Origin of the sequence: Neptunomonas sp. (genome assembly GCF_016744175.1) — a bacterium.
Classification (GTDB): Bacteria; Pseudomonadota; Gammaproteobacteria; order Pseudomonadales; family Balneatricaceae; genus Neptunomonas.
On sequence record NZ_JADGEV010000005.1, the window covers coordinates 75,361 to 91,298 of the forward strand.

Here is a 15,938-nt window from a genome sequence, read left to right on the forward strand (position 1 = left end):
GAATATTAAGATGAAGTTGTATATCGTTTCCGCCAATAAGGAAGTGGTAAAACGTTGGACTGCATATGCAGAGGGTCACGAGGTTGAAGTATTAGAACCAAACCTGTTGCTTTTAAAAAAGATGGATGATCAGGGATGTGTTCTGGTACATGTGGGCGCCTTAAGCAATGATGTTCTTGAACAGTTATGCGTGAAGTGCCCAAGTATCAAGTGGGTTGCAATGAGTGACTATCCCGATGATGCCGAGGGGCTTTTTTATTTAGAGAAGGGTTTTCGTGGTTACATAAATACTTATGTATCCCAAGCGATATTCAGCAGGCTTATTAGCACAGTTGCTAACAATGATATATGGGCTGGTCCCTCTATAACGCAAATTTTAATGAAACAAGTATTATCTAACATCCAAGCGGCAGGAGTTATTTCTGGGCATAAGGGATCGGTTAGTTACGGCTTCACAGGGCGTGAATCAGAAGTGCTCGATAATGTGGTTACGGGCGCTTCAAATAAAGAGATAGCTCGAACGCTAGGTATTACAGAGCGGACAGTAAAAGCACATGTTGCCGCGCTCTTAAAGAAAACAGATACAAAAGATCGTCTGTTACTCGTTTTGAAAATGACGCAGCAAGTTGCATAAATAGTAATTTTCCTGGAGAAATGGTGTGATACTAAAAAGGGCCTTATTTGCTTTTGCTTTTGTACTTGGTTCAACGCAAAGTATCTATGCAAACCAGTTAGAAGAAGTCGTGACAGCTGCCGTCTTGTCGAACCCTGAAGTGAAGCGAAGCATGGATGCTCGTAATGCTGTGTTTGAAGAAGTACGTCAAGCAAGGGGGGGCTTTTATCCAAAAATTGATATAGCAGCCGGCATAGGTTATGAATGGACTAAAAATACATCGACATCAAACCTTGGAGATGGCGATGTTGAGTTGCAAAGAGGTGAGGCAAGCATAAGCCTTAGACAAATGTTGTTTGATGGGTTTCTTACTGATAGTGAAGTTGACCGTCATGCGTTCCGTTTAGAAGCGCGTAATCACCATTTGAGAGAAGTTGCTGAAGAAAAGGCATTGGAAACAACACGTGCTTACATTGAAGTGATAAAGCGCCATGAGTTGTTGAATCAGGCGAACGTAACTTTATTCAACCATGTCAAAGTATATGACCAAATTCGTAGACGCTCCGAATCAGGGCTAGGTACTCGGGCTTCTCTGCAGCAGGCCAAGGGGCGTTTAGCTCTTGCTGAAGTGAATGTGTTATCTGCCGAAAACAATGTGCGTGATGCGCAAGCTTCTTATCAGCGTGTTGTTGGGAGTAAAGCTCCTAGCGATCTTGAAGTTCCCGAATTCAACTTAATGTCTTTGCCTGAGTCAGAAGGTGACTCTATAAAACGTGCTCTTGTTAATCATCCTACATTAAAATTAGCCGATGCGGATGTTCAGGCAGCTGAATCACAGTATGACTCTGCTCGTAGTTTATTATATCCGAAGTTGAATTTTGAAGTTGATCGTAATTGGAACGATAATATAGATGGTGTAGAAGGTGAGAATGAAGACCTTACTGCCATGTTTAGAGTGCGATACAATCTTTATAATGGAGGCAGTGATAAAGCGAGAATTCGCCAAACACGCCACCAAATTAACGAAGCAAAGGACATTCGGGAAAACGCTGAACGTCAAACCGTTGAGAGTGTGGAGCTTTCTTGGAATGCTTATGACATTTTGGGACGTCAGCTGACTTTCTTTAAGCAGCATGTTGAATCAAGCACTCAAACTCGTGATTCATACTTAAAACAATTTAATATTGGTCAGCGTTCATTGCTAGATCTTCTGGATACGGAAAATGAAGTTTTCTCTTCTAAGAACTCAATGATTGCAGCCAAGTATGATTATTTAGTGGCTCAGTATCGCTTGCTTAACGGGATGGGAGAAATGTTGGAATTACTAAACGTTGATCTTGGCTCGTTAGCATCAACAGATCTGAGTATAGAAAACAAAGAGAAGCAGCCTGTGCCGCAATCATAAGAAGTGCTCCAGTTCTTTTATATGAGTGTTGTTGTTTGACGTTACCTGATACTACGTTTGCAATATAAAGGTATCGCCGATAAAATCGCGCGTGCTTGAAGTCTTTGAGAGGGTTGCTGCGAAGCAACCCTTTTTTGTTTATATAGGTCACTATGAAATCACATAAAATTTTACAAGCGCCAGTACCAATGCGCTGGGTCGGGCCTCTGAAAATTTCAGGGCATGTCTTAGATGAGAAACTATCTATTCCTCTCGCGACGTATGAGACGCCGCTTTGGCATTCAGTTGGACGTGGCGCGCGCGTCTCAGTCTTGACAGACGGTATTAAAACAACAGTGGTTGATGAGCGTATGACCCGCTCAATTCTGCTAGAAGCCGATGATGCATTGGCAGCCCACTTATCAGTGGAGTCTATTAGGTCTAGGCGAGATGATTTAAATACGGTGGTATCTACTTCAAGCCGTTTTGCAAAATTAATTGATATGCATAGTCAGATAGTCGGTAATCTTATTTACTTACGCTTAGAGTTTAATACCGGCGATGCATCGGGTCATAACATGGTGACCAATGCCGCTGATAAAATTATTCCGTGGTTGTTGAGCGAATATCCTCAGCTACGTTACTCTTCGATTTCTGGGAATTATTGCTCTGATAAAAAAGCGACGGCTGTTAATGGAATTTTAGGTCGTGGTAAATATGTTGTGAGTGAAATTATGATCTCGCGAGAGTTGTGTGAACGTCGTTTGCTAACAACACCCGAAAAAATTGTTGATTTGAACATTAAAAAGAACCTTATTGGAACAATGATCGCGGGTGGTTTACGAAGTGCAAATGCGCATTTTGCCAATATGCTGTTGGGTTTTTATTTAGCTACAGGGCAGGATGCAGCGAATATTATTGAAGGGTCCCAGGGAATTGTTCACGCCGAAGTGCGTGACGGTGATCTGTACTTTTCCTGTACATTGCCCAATATAATTGTAGGCAGTGTCGGAAATGGTAAAGGGTTAGGGTTTGTTGAAGAAAACCTTGCCAAGCTCGGTTGTAAAGCATCTCGTGAGCCTGGTGAAAATGCGCGCCGTTTAGCTGCCATTTGTGCTGCAACAGTGCTCTGTGGCGAGCTTTCATTGTTAGCGGCTCAAACCAATCCTGGTGAGTTGATGGAAGCGCATCTGAAGTTGGAGCGGTGATGACTGATTCAACGAATGATAGAAAGATTGAGCATATTCGTGCATTTGATCGTGATCCAGCGATAGAAAGAAATGCACGCTATTTTGATCGAATTCATTTGTTACATCGAGCGCTGCCTGAAATAGATTTGGCAGATGTTAATCCATCAATGCAAATTTTTGGTAAAACATTGAGCTTCCCCTTGCTGATTTCTTCCATGACAGGAGGAAATCATGACCTCGTTAGAAAAATTAATACTAATTTGGCCATTGCTGCCGAGCATTGCGGTGTGGCGTTAGCTGTCGGCTCGCAGAGGGTTATGTTTGTTGATGATCAGGCGCGAAGTAGCTTTGAGTTACGTCAGCATGCACCAACAACTGTATTGATTAGTAATGTAGGTGCTGTACAACTAAATTATGGATTCTCCCAGATAGAGTGTCAGCAGGCCGTTGATGTATTAGGTGCGGATGCCCTGTATCTGCATTTGAACCCATTACAAGAAGCGGTGCAGCCCGAAGGGGATACTGACTTTAAAGGGTTAGCGGCCAAGATTGCTCAAGTCTGTAGTGGTGTGTCGGTACCTGTTATGCTCAAAGAAGTGGGTGCCGGCTTGTCTCCTGCCGATGTTCAGTTAGGTTTGCAAGCGGGTGTTTCCCATTTTGATATTGCTGGTACAGGTGGTACATCATGGAGTCGTATAGAGCATCAACGTAGGTTAAAGAAGGGTGATGACCTTGGGCTTACCTTTCAAGACTGGGGACTTCCAACACCATTAGCATTAAAGTTAATGGCTCCATATCAAGCACAAGCGACTTTTGTATCCAGTGGTGGTGTTAGGGATGGGATTGATATGGTGAAATCTGTTATACTCGGCGCCTCAATTTGTGGAGTGGCGGCTCCTTTATTACATCCCGCCATGGAGTCGGCGGAAGCTGTTATAGATGTGATAGAGCGATTACGTCGGGAGTTTGTAACAGCGATGTTTTTACTTGGAATGCCTGATGTGGCGTCGTTATTCAGGAACGAGTCTCTTATTCTTGAAGAGCGTTGAGGAACATATTCAAATATGTCATCTGTTGGTATCGATCAAATTAGTTTTTATACGTCAAATTATTTTCTTGATTTGAGAACATTGGCTAAGGTCCAGGAGACCGACCCTGATAAGTATTATCAAGGCATTGGCCAAGAGAAAATGAGTATGGCTGCTCACGATGAAGACATCGTGACTATGGCTGCAAATGCAGCTTATCCGCTGGTGCAAAGTGGTGAAGCAGAGCAGGTTTCTACACTGCTATTTGCAACCGAAACCGGTATCGATCAATCTAAAGCTGCAGGCATTTATGTTCACCGTTTATTGGGGTTGAATAATAATTGCCGTGTAGTTGAGTTAAAGCAAGCGTGCTATAGCGCAACTGCGGCTATTCAAATGGCATGTGCCCTCGTTGCTAGACAACCGGAAAAGAAAGTTTTAGTTATCGCTTCAGATATTGCGCGTTATGACCTAAATACACCTGGCGAAGCAACGCAGGGATGTGGTGCTGTTGCTATGATGGTGACGGCTCAACCACGTGTGCTGGAAATAGACCCTGAAGTGGGTAATTATGCCGAAGATGTCATGGATTTCTGGCGACCCAACTACCGTAAAACTGCGTTGGTTGATGGTAAGTACTCGACAAAAATTTATCTCAAAGCATTGAAAAAAGCGTGGGAAGACTTTCGAGAGAGTAGTTCTTTAACGTTCAATGACTTTGCGCATTTCTGTTACCATCTTCCTTTTAGTCGTATGGCGCAAAAAGCGCATCAGCATTTGGCTAAAGCGAATAAAAGCGAGCTAGATGCGAGCGGTTTGGAACAGCAAATAGCTGATACTTTGTCTTATAACCGAATCATCGGTAATAGCTATACTGCTTCTATGTATATAGGTTTGTCATCGCTATTGGAAAACAGTCAGGACAATCTTGCTGAAAAACGTATTGGGTTTTTCAGTTACGGCTCTGGCTGTGTCGCTGAATTTTTTTCAGGTAAAGTGGTTGACGGTTATCAAGAGTGCTTATTTAAAGAGCAACACCGTGAAATGTTAGATAAACGTCAAGAAGTCACTTATGACGAATACTTGAATCTTTATAAGGCCCCCGACCCTAAAGATGGTGAAGCTCATACCATACCATCTGATACGCAGGGGCGTTTTCGCCTTGCTGCTATTTCTCACCATAAGCGTGAATATGTAGCTATTTGATGCGTGCTTGTGCTCCGGGAAAAATTATACTGAGTGGAGAGCACTCTGTTGTCTACGGAGCTCAAGCTGTTGCGGTTGCTATCCAAAAGCACACAACCGTAAGTTTTAAACCACTTACAGAAAGTAACACCATTAATACCTTGTTTGCAGGTATCTCTTCCGGTGTTCATTACCCTTTGCATGCGCTGGGTTCTCTGAAAGAGAAGCTAGACTCTCGTTTTGAATCTTTTGCTCAGGGCTTGCTTCCTATTCAAAATATTCTGACAAAGCCTGATGACCTTTTAATGTATACCTTGTCGTCGTTGGTGCACCATCTTCCTGTTCCTGGGCGTGCTTCCACGCAAAGTTACTTACCATTACCGGGGCGACTTTCTAGTACAACAGAATTGCCACTGGGTTCTGGGATGGGATCTTCTGCTTCAGCAATCGCAGCAACTTTAGTTCTTTTCGAACGTTTGCTTGAAAAGCCATTAGGTGCAGATCAGCGTTTTGAAATGGTAAGGTTTTGTGAGCGTCTACAGCATGGTCGTGGTAGTGCAATTGATGCAGCAGCAGTTACTTATGGCGGTATTAATCACATTCAAAACGGCATCGTAAGTCAGCTTAATATTAGTTTAGGTGAAGGCTGGTATTGGGTATTTACAGGAAAGCCGCAAGTAAGTACCGGTGAGTGTGTTCAGCATGTAAGAAGCCGTTTCGAAAACGATAAACAATTGTGGAATGACTTTTCACATGTGACGGCTACCTTGATAAGCCAGCTGGCTGAACCATCAGCGGTAATAGAATGTGTTAAAGAAAATCATCGTTTGTTATGTCAAATAGGCGTGGTACCTGATTCTGCAAAAGCACTGGTTCAGCGAATAGATGTTTGTGGTGGTGCGGCTAAAATCAGTGGAGCAGGTGCACATAAAGGAGAGGCCGGCGGTTTAGTGCTAGCTTATCTTCCTGACTCGGTAGTAAATACGTTGATGGGCGAGTTTCCTCAATATCTATGGGGAAAAGTTGAGGAGGATACATTAGGTGCACGTTACATCGGTGATTAAAGTGACGGCACCCGGCAGCATTATGCTGATGGGTGAGCATGCAGTATTATTTGGCCATAGAGCTATAGCGTGCGCGGTTGATAAGCGTATACAGGTAACGCTGATACCTAGAACTGATAGAACGGTGTTGATACGCTCTAGCATTGCAGATTACCGTTCTAGCCTTGATGATTTGAAGATGGATCAGCGACTAAGCTTTGTTCTCTTTGCTATTGAGCAAGTGGCTGAAGATCTGTCGTGTGGGTTTGAGCTGGATATCCAGTCTGAATTTTCTCATACAGTCGGGTTAGGTTCTTCAGCGGCCGTTACCACAGCGGTGGTGAAGGCTATTTCTGAGTATCGCCAAGAAAATCTAACCAAGCGTCAGTTATTCGATCGATCATTGGCGGTTGTTCATGGTGTCCAAGGGCGTGGCTCTGGCACCGATCTAGCTGCAAGCGTGTATGGCGGGTTAATCGGTTACACGATTGAGCCGCGACATATCTCTGCACTCAATGGTTTGCTTCCTATTACTTTATTCTATTCAGGTTATAAAACGAAAACGCCTGACGTGTTGGCGATTGTTGCAGAAAAAATGGAGGCTCTTCCTGATTTATATACGGCTATTTATCGACTAATGAATGACACAACTATTAAGGCTGAAGATGCTATCCAGAAACAAAACTGGGAAGCGCTCGGGTTATTAATGAATATGTATCAAGGGTTAATGGATGCGTTGGGTGTCAATGACTCGGTCCTGTCTGAAATTATTTATACATTGCGCCAATCGGAAAATATTTTTGGTGCGAAAATTTCAGGTTCTGGATTGGGTGATTGTGTCATTGCATTAGGTGTAGATGATTCTCTAGTGTTGCCGTATGAAGCGATCCCGGTAGCCGTTAGTGGAGTAGGGGTTGAGTGTTATGTTGATCGATAATTTCAAAAAATCTGATGTTGTTGCTCGTTATTTACCCAAAAAACTAGTATCAATCGATCATGCAGAAGCCTTTGCGCCTAGTAATATTGCGCTTTGTAAATACTGGGGGAAACGGCAGAGTGAACTAAATCTGCCGGTAAATTCGAGCTTATCGATTTCATTGGCGCATTTGGGAACACGTACACAAATACGCCCTTCTCAAACGGGTGAAGATCAGGTCATGCTTAATGGGCAGTTGTTGCCCGTCGAGTCCCCCTTTGCCAGTAAAGTAATCTCTTTTGTCGATTTATTTCGAAGAGAAAGTTCTTACCCGTTAGTGATTGATACTCGAAATAATATTCCTACCGCAGCAGGCTTGGCTTCTTCAGCATCAGGCTTTGCTGCTTTGACCTTAGCAATTAATCAGTATTTTAAGTTGCAGCTTCCTGATTCGGTGCTTTCGGCATTTGCGCGCATGGGCAGTGGTAGTGCTTCACGTTCTATTTATACCGGTTTTGTAGAGTGGCGAATGGGGCGGCAAGAAGATGGGATGGATAGTCATGCTTTTCCTTTAGACGTTATTTGGCCAGATTTGAGAGTTGGTTTGGTTAAAGTGAGCACTGCAGCTAAAGCGGTGGACTCACGTTCTGGAATGAAACGAACGGTAGAAACAGCTAGTTTATATCAGAGCTGGCCAGCGCAGGCCGCTCAAGATTTAGAGAAAATACATCAGGCATTGAGTGAGGGAAGTTTTTCTCAATTAGGTGCAGTTGCAGAGCATAATGCCATGTCGATGCACGCGACAATGATTGCTTCATGGCCTCCATTGCTTTATTGGCAGCCAGATTCAGTTGTCGCCATGCAAAAGATATGGGCATTGCGAGAGGCGGGTGTTGAGGTGTACTTTACTATGGATGCGGGGCCGAATTTAAAGTTGCTATTCCAAGAGAAAAACCAAACACTTCTTGAAACTGAATTCTCTGGGCTTGAGGTCGTTACTCCATTTGTTGAGAGCGGGTCTTTAAGCACTTCTACAGCAACGGTTAAAAAGTCTTCATAGCTTCATAAATGAACTCCATTTTTGGCTTCGTTTTAACACGTCATCAACAAGATCAGCCCAACGGTATTGAGCTTAGGTACTGGGTTAAAACTGAACAGGGGACTTCTCTTGTCAGTATCGCTGGGCAAGAATCGGTATTCTTCGTTCATGATGAATCTATTGAAGCAGCTAACGATTGCCTTCAAGCGTTAGATGGTTGGCGGCTCGAGAAAGTTAAATTAAATGATCTTGAGCAGCGCGGTGTACATGGTCTTTATTGTTTTTCTTTAAGAATACAGCGCGAAGTGATTGAGCGTTTAGCGCTGGCGTCTATTCCTATGATGGAAGAAGATATTCGCCCAGTGGACCGTTTCTTGATGGAGCGTTTTATCTTTGGTGGTGTAGAAGTTATCTATCATTCTACTTCCGCGCTGTCTTCGTCTTCAGTACCTCGTTTAAAGCCTTATGATTTTCCAGTTCAGCTCAAGGTCTTGTCGGTTGATCTTGAAACCACCATGCAAGCAGATTGTATTCATTCCATTGGTCTGTACGGTGCTGGTCTGTCTTTAGTGTTGATGCGGGGTAAAGGCGAAGATACTGACACATTGCGTTTTTATCCAGATGAAAGAACGCTACTGCAAGCGTTTGTACGTCAAGTAGCACGATATGATCCCGATATTTTTATCGGTTGGAATGTGATTGGATTTGATTTTCGTGTGCTGGCTGAGCGTGCCGGTAAACTCAAAGTGCCTTTACGTTTAGGGCGTGATGAGCAGCCCTTACGAGTAGTACAGTCTGAGTTGGGTAAGTGGTATGTGAGGCTTGAAGGGCGTTTAGTAATTGACGGTATCGACACGCTTAAAGGTGCCACATTTCATTTTGAAAGCTATTCGCTTGAGTATGTGTCACAGAAATTATTTAAACGTGGGAAATTGATTCATCAGGCTAATGATAGAGGGGCTGAAATTCAACGCCTCTATCGTGAAGATAAACCAGCGCTGGCACGCTATAACCTAGAAGACTGTAAGTTAGTTCAGGATATTTTCGACGAAACAAAGCTAATGGAATACCTGATAGAGCGGACGCGTTTAACGGGTCTGTCTTTAGATAAGGTGGGTGGTTCTGCTGCGGCTTTTGACTTTCAATATCTACCTAGGCTGCACCGGCGAGGCTATGTAGCGCCTGAGTATGCCTCAGGAGCTCGTGGTATGGATGTACCGGGTGGCTATGTCATGGATTCTCAGCCAGGTCTATATCATCATGTTTTAGTACTGGATTTTAAAAGCCTATATCCGAGCATTATCCGCACCTTTAAGATTGATCCAGCAGGCTTGGCAGATGGGTTTAAGCCACAGGCGAATGATGATGATCTTATTCCGGGATTTAACGGTGCGATCTTCAGTAAAGATACTGCGATTCTGCCAACTATTATCGAAGAGCTATGGGCTGCACGTGATCAGGCTAAAAAGAATAATAACAAGTCGTTGTCTCAAGCTATAAAAATCATTATGAATTCTTTTTATGGTGTATTGGGCTCCAACGTTTGTCGGTTTTTTGATCAGCGTTTAGCAGGCTCCATTACATTGCGTGGCCATCAAATATTACAACAAACACGTGATGAAATTGAGCGTGTTTTTGGATATCGAGTGATTTACGGAGATACAGATTCGGTATTTGTTTTGCTGGGCGAGGGCTGCTCAGATGCCGATCTAAAAGGTAAGGCGCTGGCGGAGTATTTAAATAACTGGTGGTCGGAGCAAGTGCAGCAGCGTTTTAATACAGAAAACTATCTTGAGCTGGAATATGAAACGCATTTTAGCCGTTTTCTTATGCCGCGTATGAGACATTCAGAAAAGGGTAGCAAGAAGCGCTATGCGGGTTTACAGCAGCTACCCGATGGCGAGTCGCTATTAGTGTTTAAAGGGTTAGAGAATGTGCGCTCTGACTGGACGCCTTTGGCCCGCAATATTCAGCAACGTTTATATGAAGCAGTATTTCGTGATCAGCCTTATCAGATTTTCCTAAAACAGTTAGTTGTTGATTTGCGGGAAGGGCGGTTAGATGATCAACTAGTGTATAGGCGTCGCTTGCGTCAGCCCTTGGATGCTTATGTACGAATGAAACCACCGCATGTGCAGGCAGCTCTAAAAGCAGAAAAATATTGGCTGCAACGTGATCTTAAAAGCCCGTATCAGCCTGGGCATCATGTTAGTTATGTGATGACAGTCAGTGGGCCTGAGCCGGTTGAGCAGGTACGCTCGCCTATTGATTATGAGCACTATGTAGAGAAGCAGTTAGTGCCTGTAATAGATGCTATCTTGTGCTTTAAAGAAGAGTCCCTTGGTGCCTTAATTGATACGCAGCAAGACCTGTTTAGCTGACGTTTAACCATTTTAATAAGGTATCAGCACAGCTTTTTCGTACCAGTATTTCATAATTATCAGCCGCTTCTACTGATTGGATTTGGATATCACCTTGCTGAAGTTTTTCCAAACTAGCTTGGCGGTAGTCAGTGCTATCGGTGCGAAACTCCTGAGTATTGCTGGAGTTGAGTAAATAGGTAAGTGCAGCCTCGTTAAGGCGTGCCGTTAGCTTATTATCATGCTCATTGAGTGTTATGTCTTGTCCCCATATTTCTACTAATAGCTGCTCAAGAGGCGCTTGCTCGCCTGGGGAGCGTAGGATTAACCAACGGTTGTGATCTAGCCATAAAATAACAAGCTGACCAAAGCAGCTTATACGGCATGCGCTTAAGGGTTGTTTGACACCCAGCATATCGCCGACAGCAATTAATAGCGCTGTATCATCAGGGTCTGAATCTAACTGTAGCTCGCCAATAAATGAGCGTTCATGTACAACGATGCTTTGTAAGCGATTTTCCTGATTAACGTGTGTTCCTATGGTGATATGCACTAAAGGATTCATTGGCGCAGGGCTCGTGCTTTCATGCATGTTGCTCTCCAGGAAGATGCTAGTTGGGCTTTGTTGATACACTTTATTAATACAAGGTGTGCTGAAAAGGGTCGCGGTAAAACTTACCGCGACCTGTTTTTATAACGGTTAAAAGATTAACTGTTATAAAGAGTTACGCTATTAAAACTTATCCACGATAGTAGCGTTGTTCTATAAACGGCATGCGTGACACAGTCATAGGTAGTTTTTTACCACGAACTTCAGCGAAGATTTGAGTGTCTAGCTTGCTGAATGCTGTTTCTACATAACCCATAGCAACAGGCGCTTCGATAGTAGGGCCGTAAGTTCCGCTGGTCACAACACCGATCTTATTGCCTTCAGTATCAAATAGCTCAGCACCTTCACGAATAGGCGCACGGCCTTCGCCTAATAAACCAACGCGCTTGCGCGTCCAATCTTTATTAGTGATTTGGTTTAATATTATATCTGCACCAGGGAAGCCGCCTGCACGCTCTCCGGTAGCGCGACGACAGGGTGAAATAGCCCAGATCAAGCTGCCTTCTAGCGGTGTGGTAGAGTTGTCTAAATCATGTCCATACAAACAAAGGCCGGATTCTAAACGTAGTGAATCACGTGCGCCTAAACCAATTGCTTCAATTTCTGGTTGGTCTAAAAATAAACGTACCAAACGATCAGCGTCAGCAGAAGGGATAGAAATTTCGTAGCCATCTTCACCGGTATAACCTGAACGCGAAATAATGCAGTCAACACCGTCGATGCTTAATTCACGAGAGTCCATAAATACCATGCTAGCAACTTCTGGTTGAATGCGTGCCAGTGCTGTAGCGGCTGTAGGGCCTTGAATAGCAATAAGTTCGCGATCATCTAATACTTCTAGCTCAATGCCATCGCCTAGGTTGGCGCGCATGTGAGCAATATCTTGTTCTTTGCAGGCTGCATTAACAACAACATAGATCCAATCGCCGTAATTAGCGACCATTAGGTCATCCATGATGCCGCCATCTGGGTTGGTGAACAGAGCGTAACGCTGTTTGCCTACAGGTAAATCAATAATATCAACAGGTACGAGTGTTTCAAGAGCTGCCGCCGCATTGGCGCCAGTCAGTTTTACTTGGCCCATGTGGGAAACATCAAATAGGCCTGCTTGGGTGCGGGTGTGGAGATGTTCTTTTTTAACACCTAGCGGGTACTGAACTGGCATTTCGAAGCCAGCAAATGGCACCATTTTTGCGCCGAGCTCAACATGCAGGTCAAACAGAGCGGTTTTATTTAGATTACCTGATTGAATCTCAGCCATTTTTAATTCTCCACAAATCTTTTAGTAAACAATATTGGGTTTGTATATGGGTGTTACTTAGTCGTAATTTGGGGTGTCGCTTTACAGGGTGGTTAACTTGTTATTCAAGTGCTTCCACTGTTTGATAAGAAAAGTAGAGGGAGTGTGTGCTCCCTCTAGGTATCACTTATAGCGAGTTAGCTGCTTTATCGCGATTGAAAAATTCACGAGTCAACCTGAACACAACTGGGCTAAGAAGAGCTAGCGCAATTAAGTTCGGGATAGCCATCATGGCATTCAGGGTATCTGCTAGTAGCCAGATAAAATCTAGACTTACACCTGCACCAACAGGTACAGCAAGGATCCAAAGAACGCGGTATGGAGTAATTGCTTTAACACCAAATAGGAACTCAATACAGCGTTCGCCGTAGAAAGACCAACCTATGATGGTCGTGAAAGCAAAGATAGCCAATGCAATAGCAACTAGGTAGTTACCTACACCCGGTAGAGCCTGAGCGAATGCTGCAGAGGTTAATGCAGCACCTGATACACCCGAAGTCCACTCACCTGATGTGATGATTACCAAACCAGTGATAGAGCAGATGATAAGCGTATCAATAAACGTACCCAGCATTGCTACTAAGCCCTGACGAACGGGGTCTTTAGTTTGCGCTGCTGCGTGAGCGATAGGGGCAGAACCCAAACCTGCTTCGTTAGAGAATATACCACGAGCCACACCAAAGCGGATTGCCATCCAAACAGCAGCACCTGCAAAGCCACCTTCAGCCGCAGAACCGGTAAATGCATGAGTGAATACAAGGTCAAGAGCGGCAGGGATTGCGTCAGCGTTAATCGCTAGAACAACCAGGCCTGCACCTAAGTAGGCGATAGCCATTAAAGGTACTAGAGCACCCGCAACACTACCGATACGTTTTATACCACCAACAAGTACGGCACCTACGAGCACCATTAAGATGAGGCCGGTTACCCAGATGTTAACACCGAAGTTAGCTTGTAAGACGTCAGCAACGGAGTTGGACTGTACAGTGTTACCAATACCAAAGGCAGCAACAGCGCCAAAGATAGCAAACATTGTACCTAACCAAGCCCATTTAGCGCCTAAACCGTTTTTGATGTAGTACATTGGGCCGCCGACGTGACGGCCTTCTTCATCTACTTCGCGGTATTTGACAGCTAGAACGGCTTCTGAGTATTTAGTGGCCATACCGACAAGAGCAGTACACCACATCCAGAAAAGAGCACCAGGTCCACCAAGGAATACGGCTGTTGCCACACCTGCGATGTTACCCGTACCTACGGTTGCAGAAAGAGCAGTCATTAGAGCTTGGAATGGTGATATTTCACCTTCTTTCTCTTCGCCTTTCTTAGTATTGCGGCCTTCAAAAAGTAGCTTGAAGCCAGTTCCGAGTTTTAGGATAGGCATTAAGCGCAGTCCAAGCATCAGAAATAATCCGACACCTAGAATGAGAACCAGCATCATTGGCCCCCATACGATGCTATTAATGTCACCTATTAAGGAAGTTAGCATTTCCATCTATTAGTCACCTCACAATTTATTTTTATAGTCGACTGGTGAGTCCAGTTCATTATTTGGAAACATATCTCACTTATGTGAAATAAGTTTCCAATAGGAAACGAATTTATCTTATCGTGATCAAGCATGCAACACCAAAATAGTAATCCCGGCTGTTTGTAAGCGACCTTGATTTATCTATTTGCGGTGATAAGAGACAAAAGCCTAGAAAAATCATATAGATGCTATATAGGTATAAAATTATAAGTTTCCAATAGGAAATTTATTTTGATTTCAGGAAACAAAGTTGCTAATCTAAATTGAAATCAGTGGTTCAGAACCCCTTGTTGTTCGTATAACGATAAAAATAAAAGTGGAGACAGCACGATGGCGTTGAGTATTTTTGATCTGTTTAAAATTGGCATCGGGCCATCTTCTTCTCATACAGTGGGCCCGGTGGTTGCGGCTAATCGGTTTCTTGCAGAGTTGCAAGAGCGTGCGCAACTAGATCAGGTAAGCTCTGTTAAAGTCGGCTTGTATGGTTCGTTAGCAATGACAGGTAAAGGGCACGCGACAGATATCGCAGTGATGATTGGATTGATGGGTGAGAAGCCAGACTTGGTTGACCCAAATAAAGTACCCGACTATATAGAAGAGATTCGTTCTTCAGGTGTGCTCAAGTTAGCAGGCCATAAATTCATTCCTTTTATTAAAGAACAGCATATTCCTTTTCATTTTGGGGTTTCACTGCCTAAGCATCCTAATGGTATGCGTTTTCAGGCATTTGATGATGCCGGCATTATTCTACATGAAGGTATTTTCTACTCGGTGGGTGGTGGTTTTGTTTTAAGTGACGCTGAAACAGACGAAAACGGTAAAGGAAACGCAGCCGTAACGGTTGACTTAAAGTATCCATTTGAAAACAGTTCTCAACTTGTGAGTTATGCTGAAGATGCGGGCATAACGATTGCTGATGTTGTGATTCAAAACGAAGCTGCATGGCGCACCGAACAGGAGATCCATGATGGATTGATGCGCTTGTGGCAAGTAATGAATGACTGCATTAAACGTGGCTGTGAGCAAACCGGTGAGTTACCTGGAGGTTTAGGCATTAAGCGCCGTGCTCACGGTATGCGTCAAGAACTTATCGAGAACCCAGAAAATAGCTTAAAAGACCAGTTAACCGTTATTGATTGGATCAATCTTTATGCAATGGCTGTTAATGAAGAAAATGCAGCGGGTGGTCGTGTAGTAACAGCACCAACAAATGGAGCCGCTGGCGTAATTCCTGCTGTGTTGGCTTATTATGTACGTTTTGTGCCAGGCAGCAATGACGAAGGCATTAAGCAGTTCTTAGCAACAGCCGCGGCTATCGGTATGCTTTATAAGAAGAATGCATCTATTTCTGCTGCAGAAGTAGGTTGTCAGGGTGAAATCGGCGTTGCCTGTTCTATGGCAGCTGGCGCTTTATGTGCAGTGATGGGTGGCAATAATCAGCAAGTAGAAAATGCTGCTGAAATTGGCATGGAGCATAACCTCGGATTAACGTGCGATCCAATTGGTGGCTTAGTACAAGTGCCTTGTATTGAACGTAATACGATGGGAGCGCTAAAGGCGGTAAACGCATCGCGTTTAGCGCTTCGTGGTACCGGTGAACAGCATGTCTCTTTGGATAGCGTTATCGAAACGATGCGTCAAACCGGGGTCGACATGCAGGATAAATACAAAGAAACATCGACAGGCGGTTTAGCTGTCAATGTCGTAGCGTGTTAATTAAAAACTTCAAACAAGAGAAT

At 43.9% G+C, this 15,938-nt stretch carries 13 protein-coding genes; 10 read left to right on the plus strand and 3 right to left on the minus strand.

Annotated features, from left to right (window positions below; genetic code table 11):
• Window positions 1-10 precede the first annotated feature (10 nt).
• The 9 genes from QZZ55_RS03430 (at window position 11) to QZZ55_RS03470 (ending at window position 10,779) form a co-directional block, all read left to right on the plus strand.
• Window positions 11-634, plus strand: coding sequence for a response regulator transcription factor (locus QZZ55_RS03430; protein WP_293265332.1), 624 nt, complete (start codon window positions 11-13; stop codon window positions 632-634).
• A gap of 25 nt (window positions 635-659) precedes the next feature.
• Window positions 660-2,018: a TolC family outer membrane protein gene (locus tag QZZ55_RS03435; RefSeq protein ID WP_293265334.1), complete on the plus strand. Its 1,359-nt coding sequence runs from the start codon at window positions 660-662 to the stop codon at window positions 2,016-2,018.
• Window positions 2,019-2,170: 152 nt separating this feature from the next.
• A complete protein-coding gene (locus QZZ55_RS03440; RefSeq protein WP_293265336.1) occupies window positions 2,171-3,205 on the plus strand; it encodes a hydroxymethylglutaryl-CoA reductase in 1,035 nt (344 codons plus the stop codon).
• Window positions 3,205-4,236, plus strand: coding sequence for a type 2 isopentenyl-diphosphate Delta-isomerase (gene fni, locus QZZ55_RS03445; RefSeq protein WP_293265338.1), 1,032 nt, complete (start codon window positions 3,205-3,207; stop codon window positions 4,234-4,236). The genes QZZ55_RS03440 and fni overlap by 1 nt, the downstream gene beginning before the upstream one ends.
• Window positions 4,237-4,251: 15 nt before the next feature.
• On the plus strand, window positions 4,252-5,421 hold the full coding sequence (locus tag QZZ55_RS03450; RefSeq protein WP_293265339.1) for a hydroxymethylglutaryl-CoA synthase: 1,170 nt from the start codon (window positions 4,252-4,254) through the stop codon (window positions 5,419-5,421).
• A complete protein-coding gene (locus QZZ55_RS03455) occupies window positions 5,421-6,464 on the plus strand; it encodes a hypothetical protein (protein WP_293265340.1) in 1,044 nt (347 codons plus the stop codon). Before QZZ55_RS03450 ends, QZZ55_RS03455 begins: the two co-directional genes overlap by 1 nt.
• On the plus strand, window positions 6,442-7,380 hold the full coding sequence (mvk, locus tag QZZ55_RS03460) for a mevalonate kinase (RefSeq protein ID WP_293265342.1): 939 nt from the start codon (window positions 6,442-6,444) through the stop codon (window positions 7,378-7,380). The genes QZZ55_RS03455 and mvk overlap by 23 nt, the downstream gene beginning before the upstream one ends.
• Window positions 7,367-8,419 (plus strand): diphosphomevalonate decarboxylase, encoded by a 1,053-nt coding sequence (gene mvaD, locus QZZ55_RS03465; RefSeq protein ID WP_293265344.1) that lies wholly within the window; start codon window positions 7,367-7,369, stop codon window positions 8,417-8,419. The genes mvk and mvaD overlap by 14 nt, the downstream gene beginning before the upstream one ends.
• Window positions 8,420-8,427: 8 nt before the next feature.
• Window positions 8,428-10,779: a DNA polymerase II gene (locus QZZ55_RS03470; protein WP_293265346.1), complete on the plus strand. Its 2,352-nt coding sequence runs from the start codon at window positions 8,428-8,430 to the stop codon at window positions 10,777-10,779.
• On the opposite strand, the gene QZZ55_RS03475 is transcribed toward QZZ55_RS03470, so the two are convergent.
• From QZZ55_RS03475 to QZZ55_RS03485, 3 genes are all read right to left on the minus strand, one after another.
• Window positions 10,772-11,350 (minus strand): sarcosine oxidase subunit gamma family protein, encoded by a 579-nt coding sequence (locus QZZ55_RS03475; RefSeq protein WP_293265348.1) that lies wholly within the window; start codon window positions 11,348-11,350, stop codon window positions 10,772-10,774. The two genes, QZZ55_RS03470 and QZZ55_RS03475, sit on opposite strands and share 8 nt — an antisense overlap.
• A gap of 148 nt (window positions 11,351-11,498) precedes the next feature.
• Window positions 11,499-12,629 carry a glycine cleavage system aminomethyltransferase GcvT gene (gene gcvT, locus QZZ55_RS03480; protein WP_293265350.1) on the minus strand — a complete coding sequence of 377 codons (1,131 nt, stop codon included), beginning with the start codon at window positions 12,627-12,629 and terminating at the stop codon, window positions 11,499-11,501.
• Between the two features lie 166 nt (window positions 12,630-12,795).
• Window positions 12,796-14,163: a sodium:alanine symporter family protein gene (locus QZZ55_RS03485; RefSeq protein ID WP_293265352.1), complete on the minus strand. Its 1,368-nt coding sequence runs from the start codon at window positions 14,161-14,163 to the stop codon at window positions 12,796-12,798.
• A gap of 366 nt (window positions 14,164-14,529) precedes the next feature.
• On the opposite strand from QZZ55_RS03485, the gene QZZ55_RS03490 reads away from it, so the two are divergent.
• Complete coding sequence (locus tag QZZ55_RS03490; RefSeq protein ID WP_293265354.1) at window positions 14,530-15,915, plus strand: L-serine ammonia-lyase; 1,386 nt, start codon at window positions 14,530-14,532, stop codon at window positions 15,913-15,915.
• Window positions 15,916-15,938: the final 23 nt, after the last annotated feature.

What these genes read in the sequence shown, in the direction of transcription:
- QZZ55_RS03430 (WP_293265332.1), top strand. Translation starts at nt 11, where the DNA reads ATGAAGTTGTATATCGTTTCCGCCAATAAGGAAGTGGTAAAACGTTGG.
- QZZ55_RS03440 (WP_293265336.1), top strand. Translation starts at nt 2,171, where the DNA reads ATGAAATCACATAAAATTTTACAAGCGCCAGTACCAATGCGCTGGGTC.
- fni (WP_293265338.1), top strand. Translation starts at nt 3,205, where the DNA reads ATGACTGATTCAACGAATGATAGAAAGATTGAGCATATTCGTGCATTT.
- QZZ55_RS03450 (WP_293265339.1), top strand. Translation starts at nt 4,252, where the DNA reads ATGTCATCTGTTGGTATCGATCAAATTAGTTTTTATACGTCAAATTAT.
- QZZ55_RS03455 (WP_293265340.1), top strand. Translation starts at nt 5,421, where the DNA reads ATGCGTGCTTGTGCTCCGGGAAAAATTATACTGAGTGGAGAGCACTCT.
- mvaD (WP_293265344.1), top strand. Translation starts at nt 7,367, where the DNA reads ATGTTGATCGATAATTTCAAAAAATCTGATGTTGTTGCTCGTTATTTA.
- QZZ55_RS03470 (WP_293265346.1), top strand. Translation starts at nt 8,428, where the DNA reads ATGAACTCCATTTTTGGCTTCGTTTTAACACGTCATCAACAAGATCAG.
- QZZ55_RS03475 (WP_293265348.1), bottom strand. Translation starts at nt 11,350, where the DNA reads ATGCATGAAAGCACGAGCCCTGCGCCAATGAATCCTTTAGTGCATATC.
- gcvT (WP_293265350.1), bottom strand. Translation starts at nt 12,629, where the DNA reads ATGGCTGAGATTCAATCAGGTAATCTAAATAAAACCGCTCTGTTTGAC.
- QZZ55_RS03485 (WP_293265352.1), bottom strand. Translation starts at nt 14,163, where the DNA reads ATGGAAATGCTAACTTCCTTAATAGGTGACATTAATAGCATCGTATGG.
- QZZ55_RS03490 (WP_293265354.1), top strand. Translation starts at nt 14,530, where the DNA reads ATGGCGTTGAGTATTTTTGATCTGTTTAAAATTGGCATCGGGCCATCT.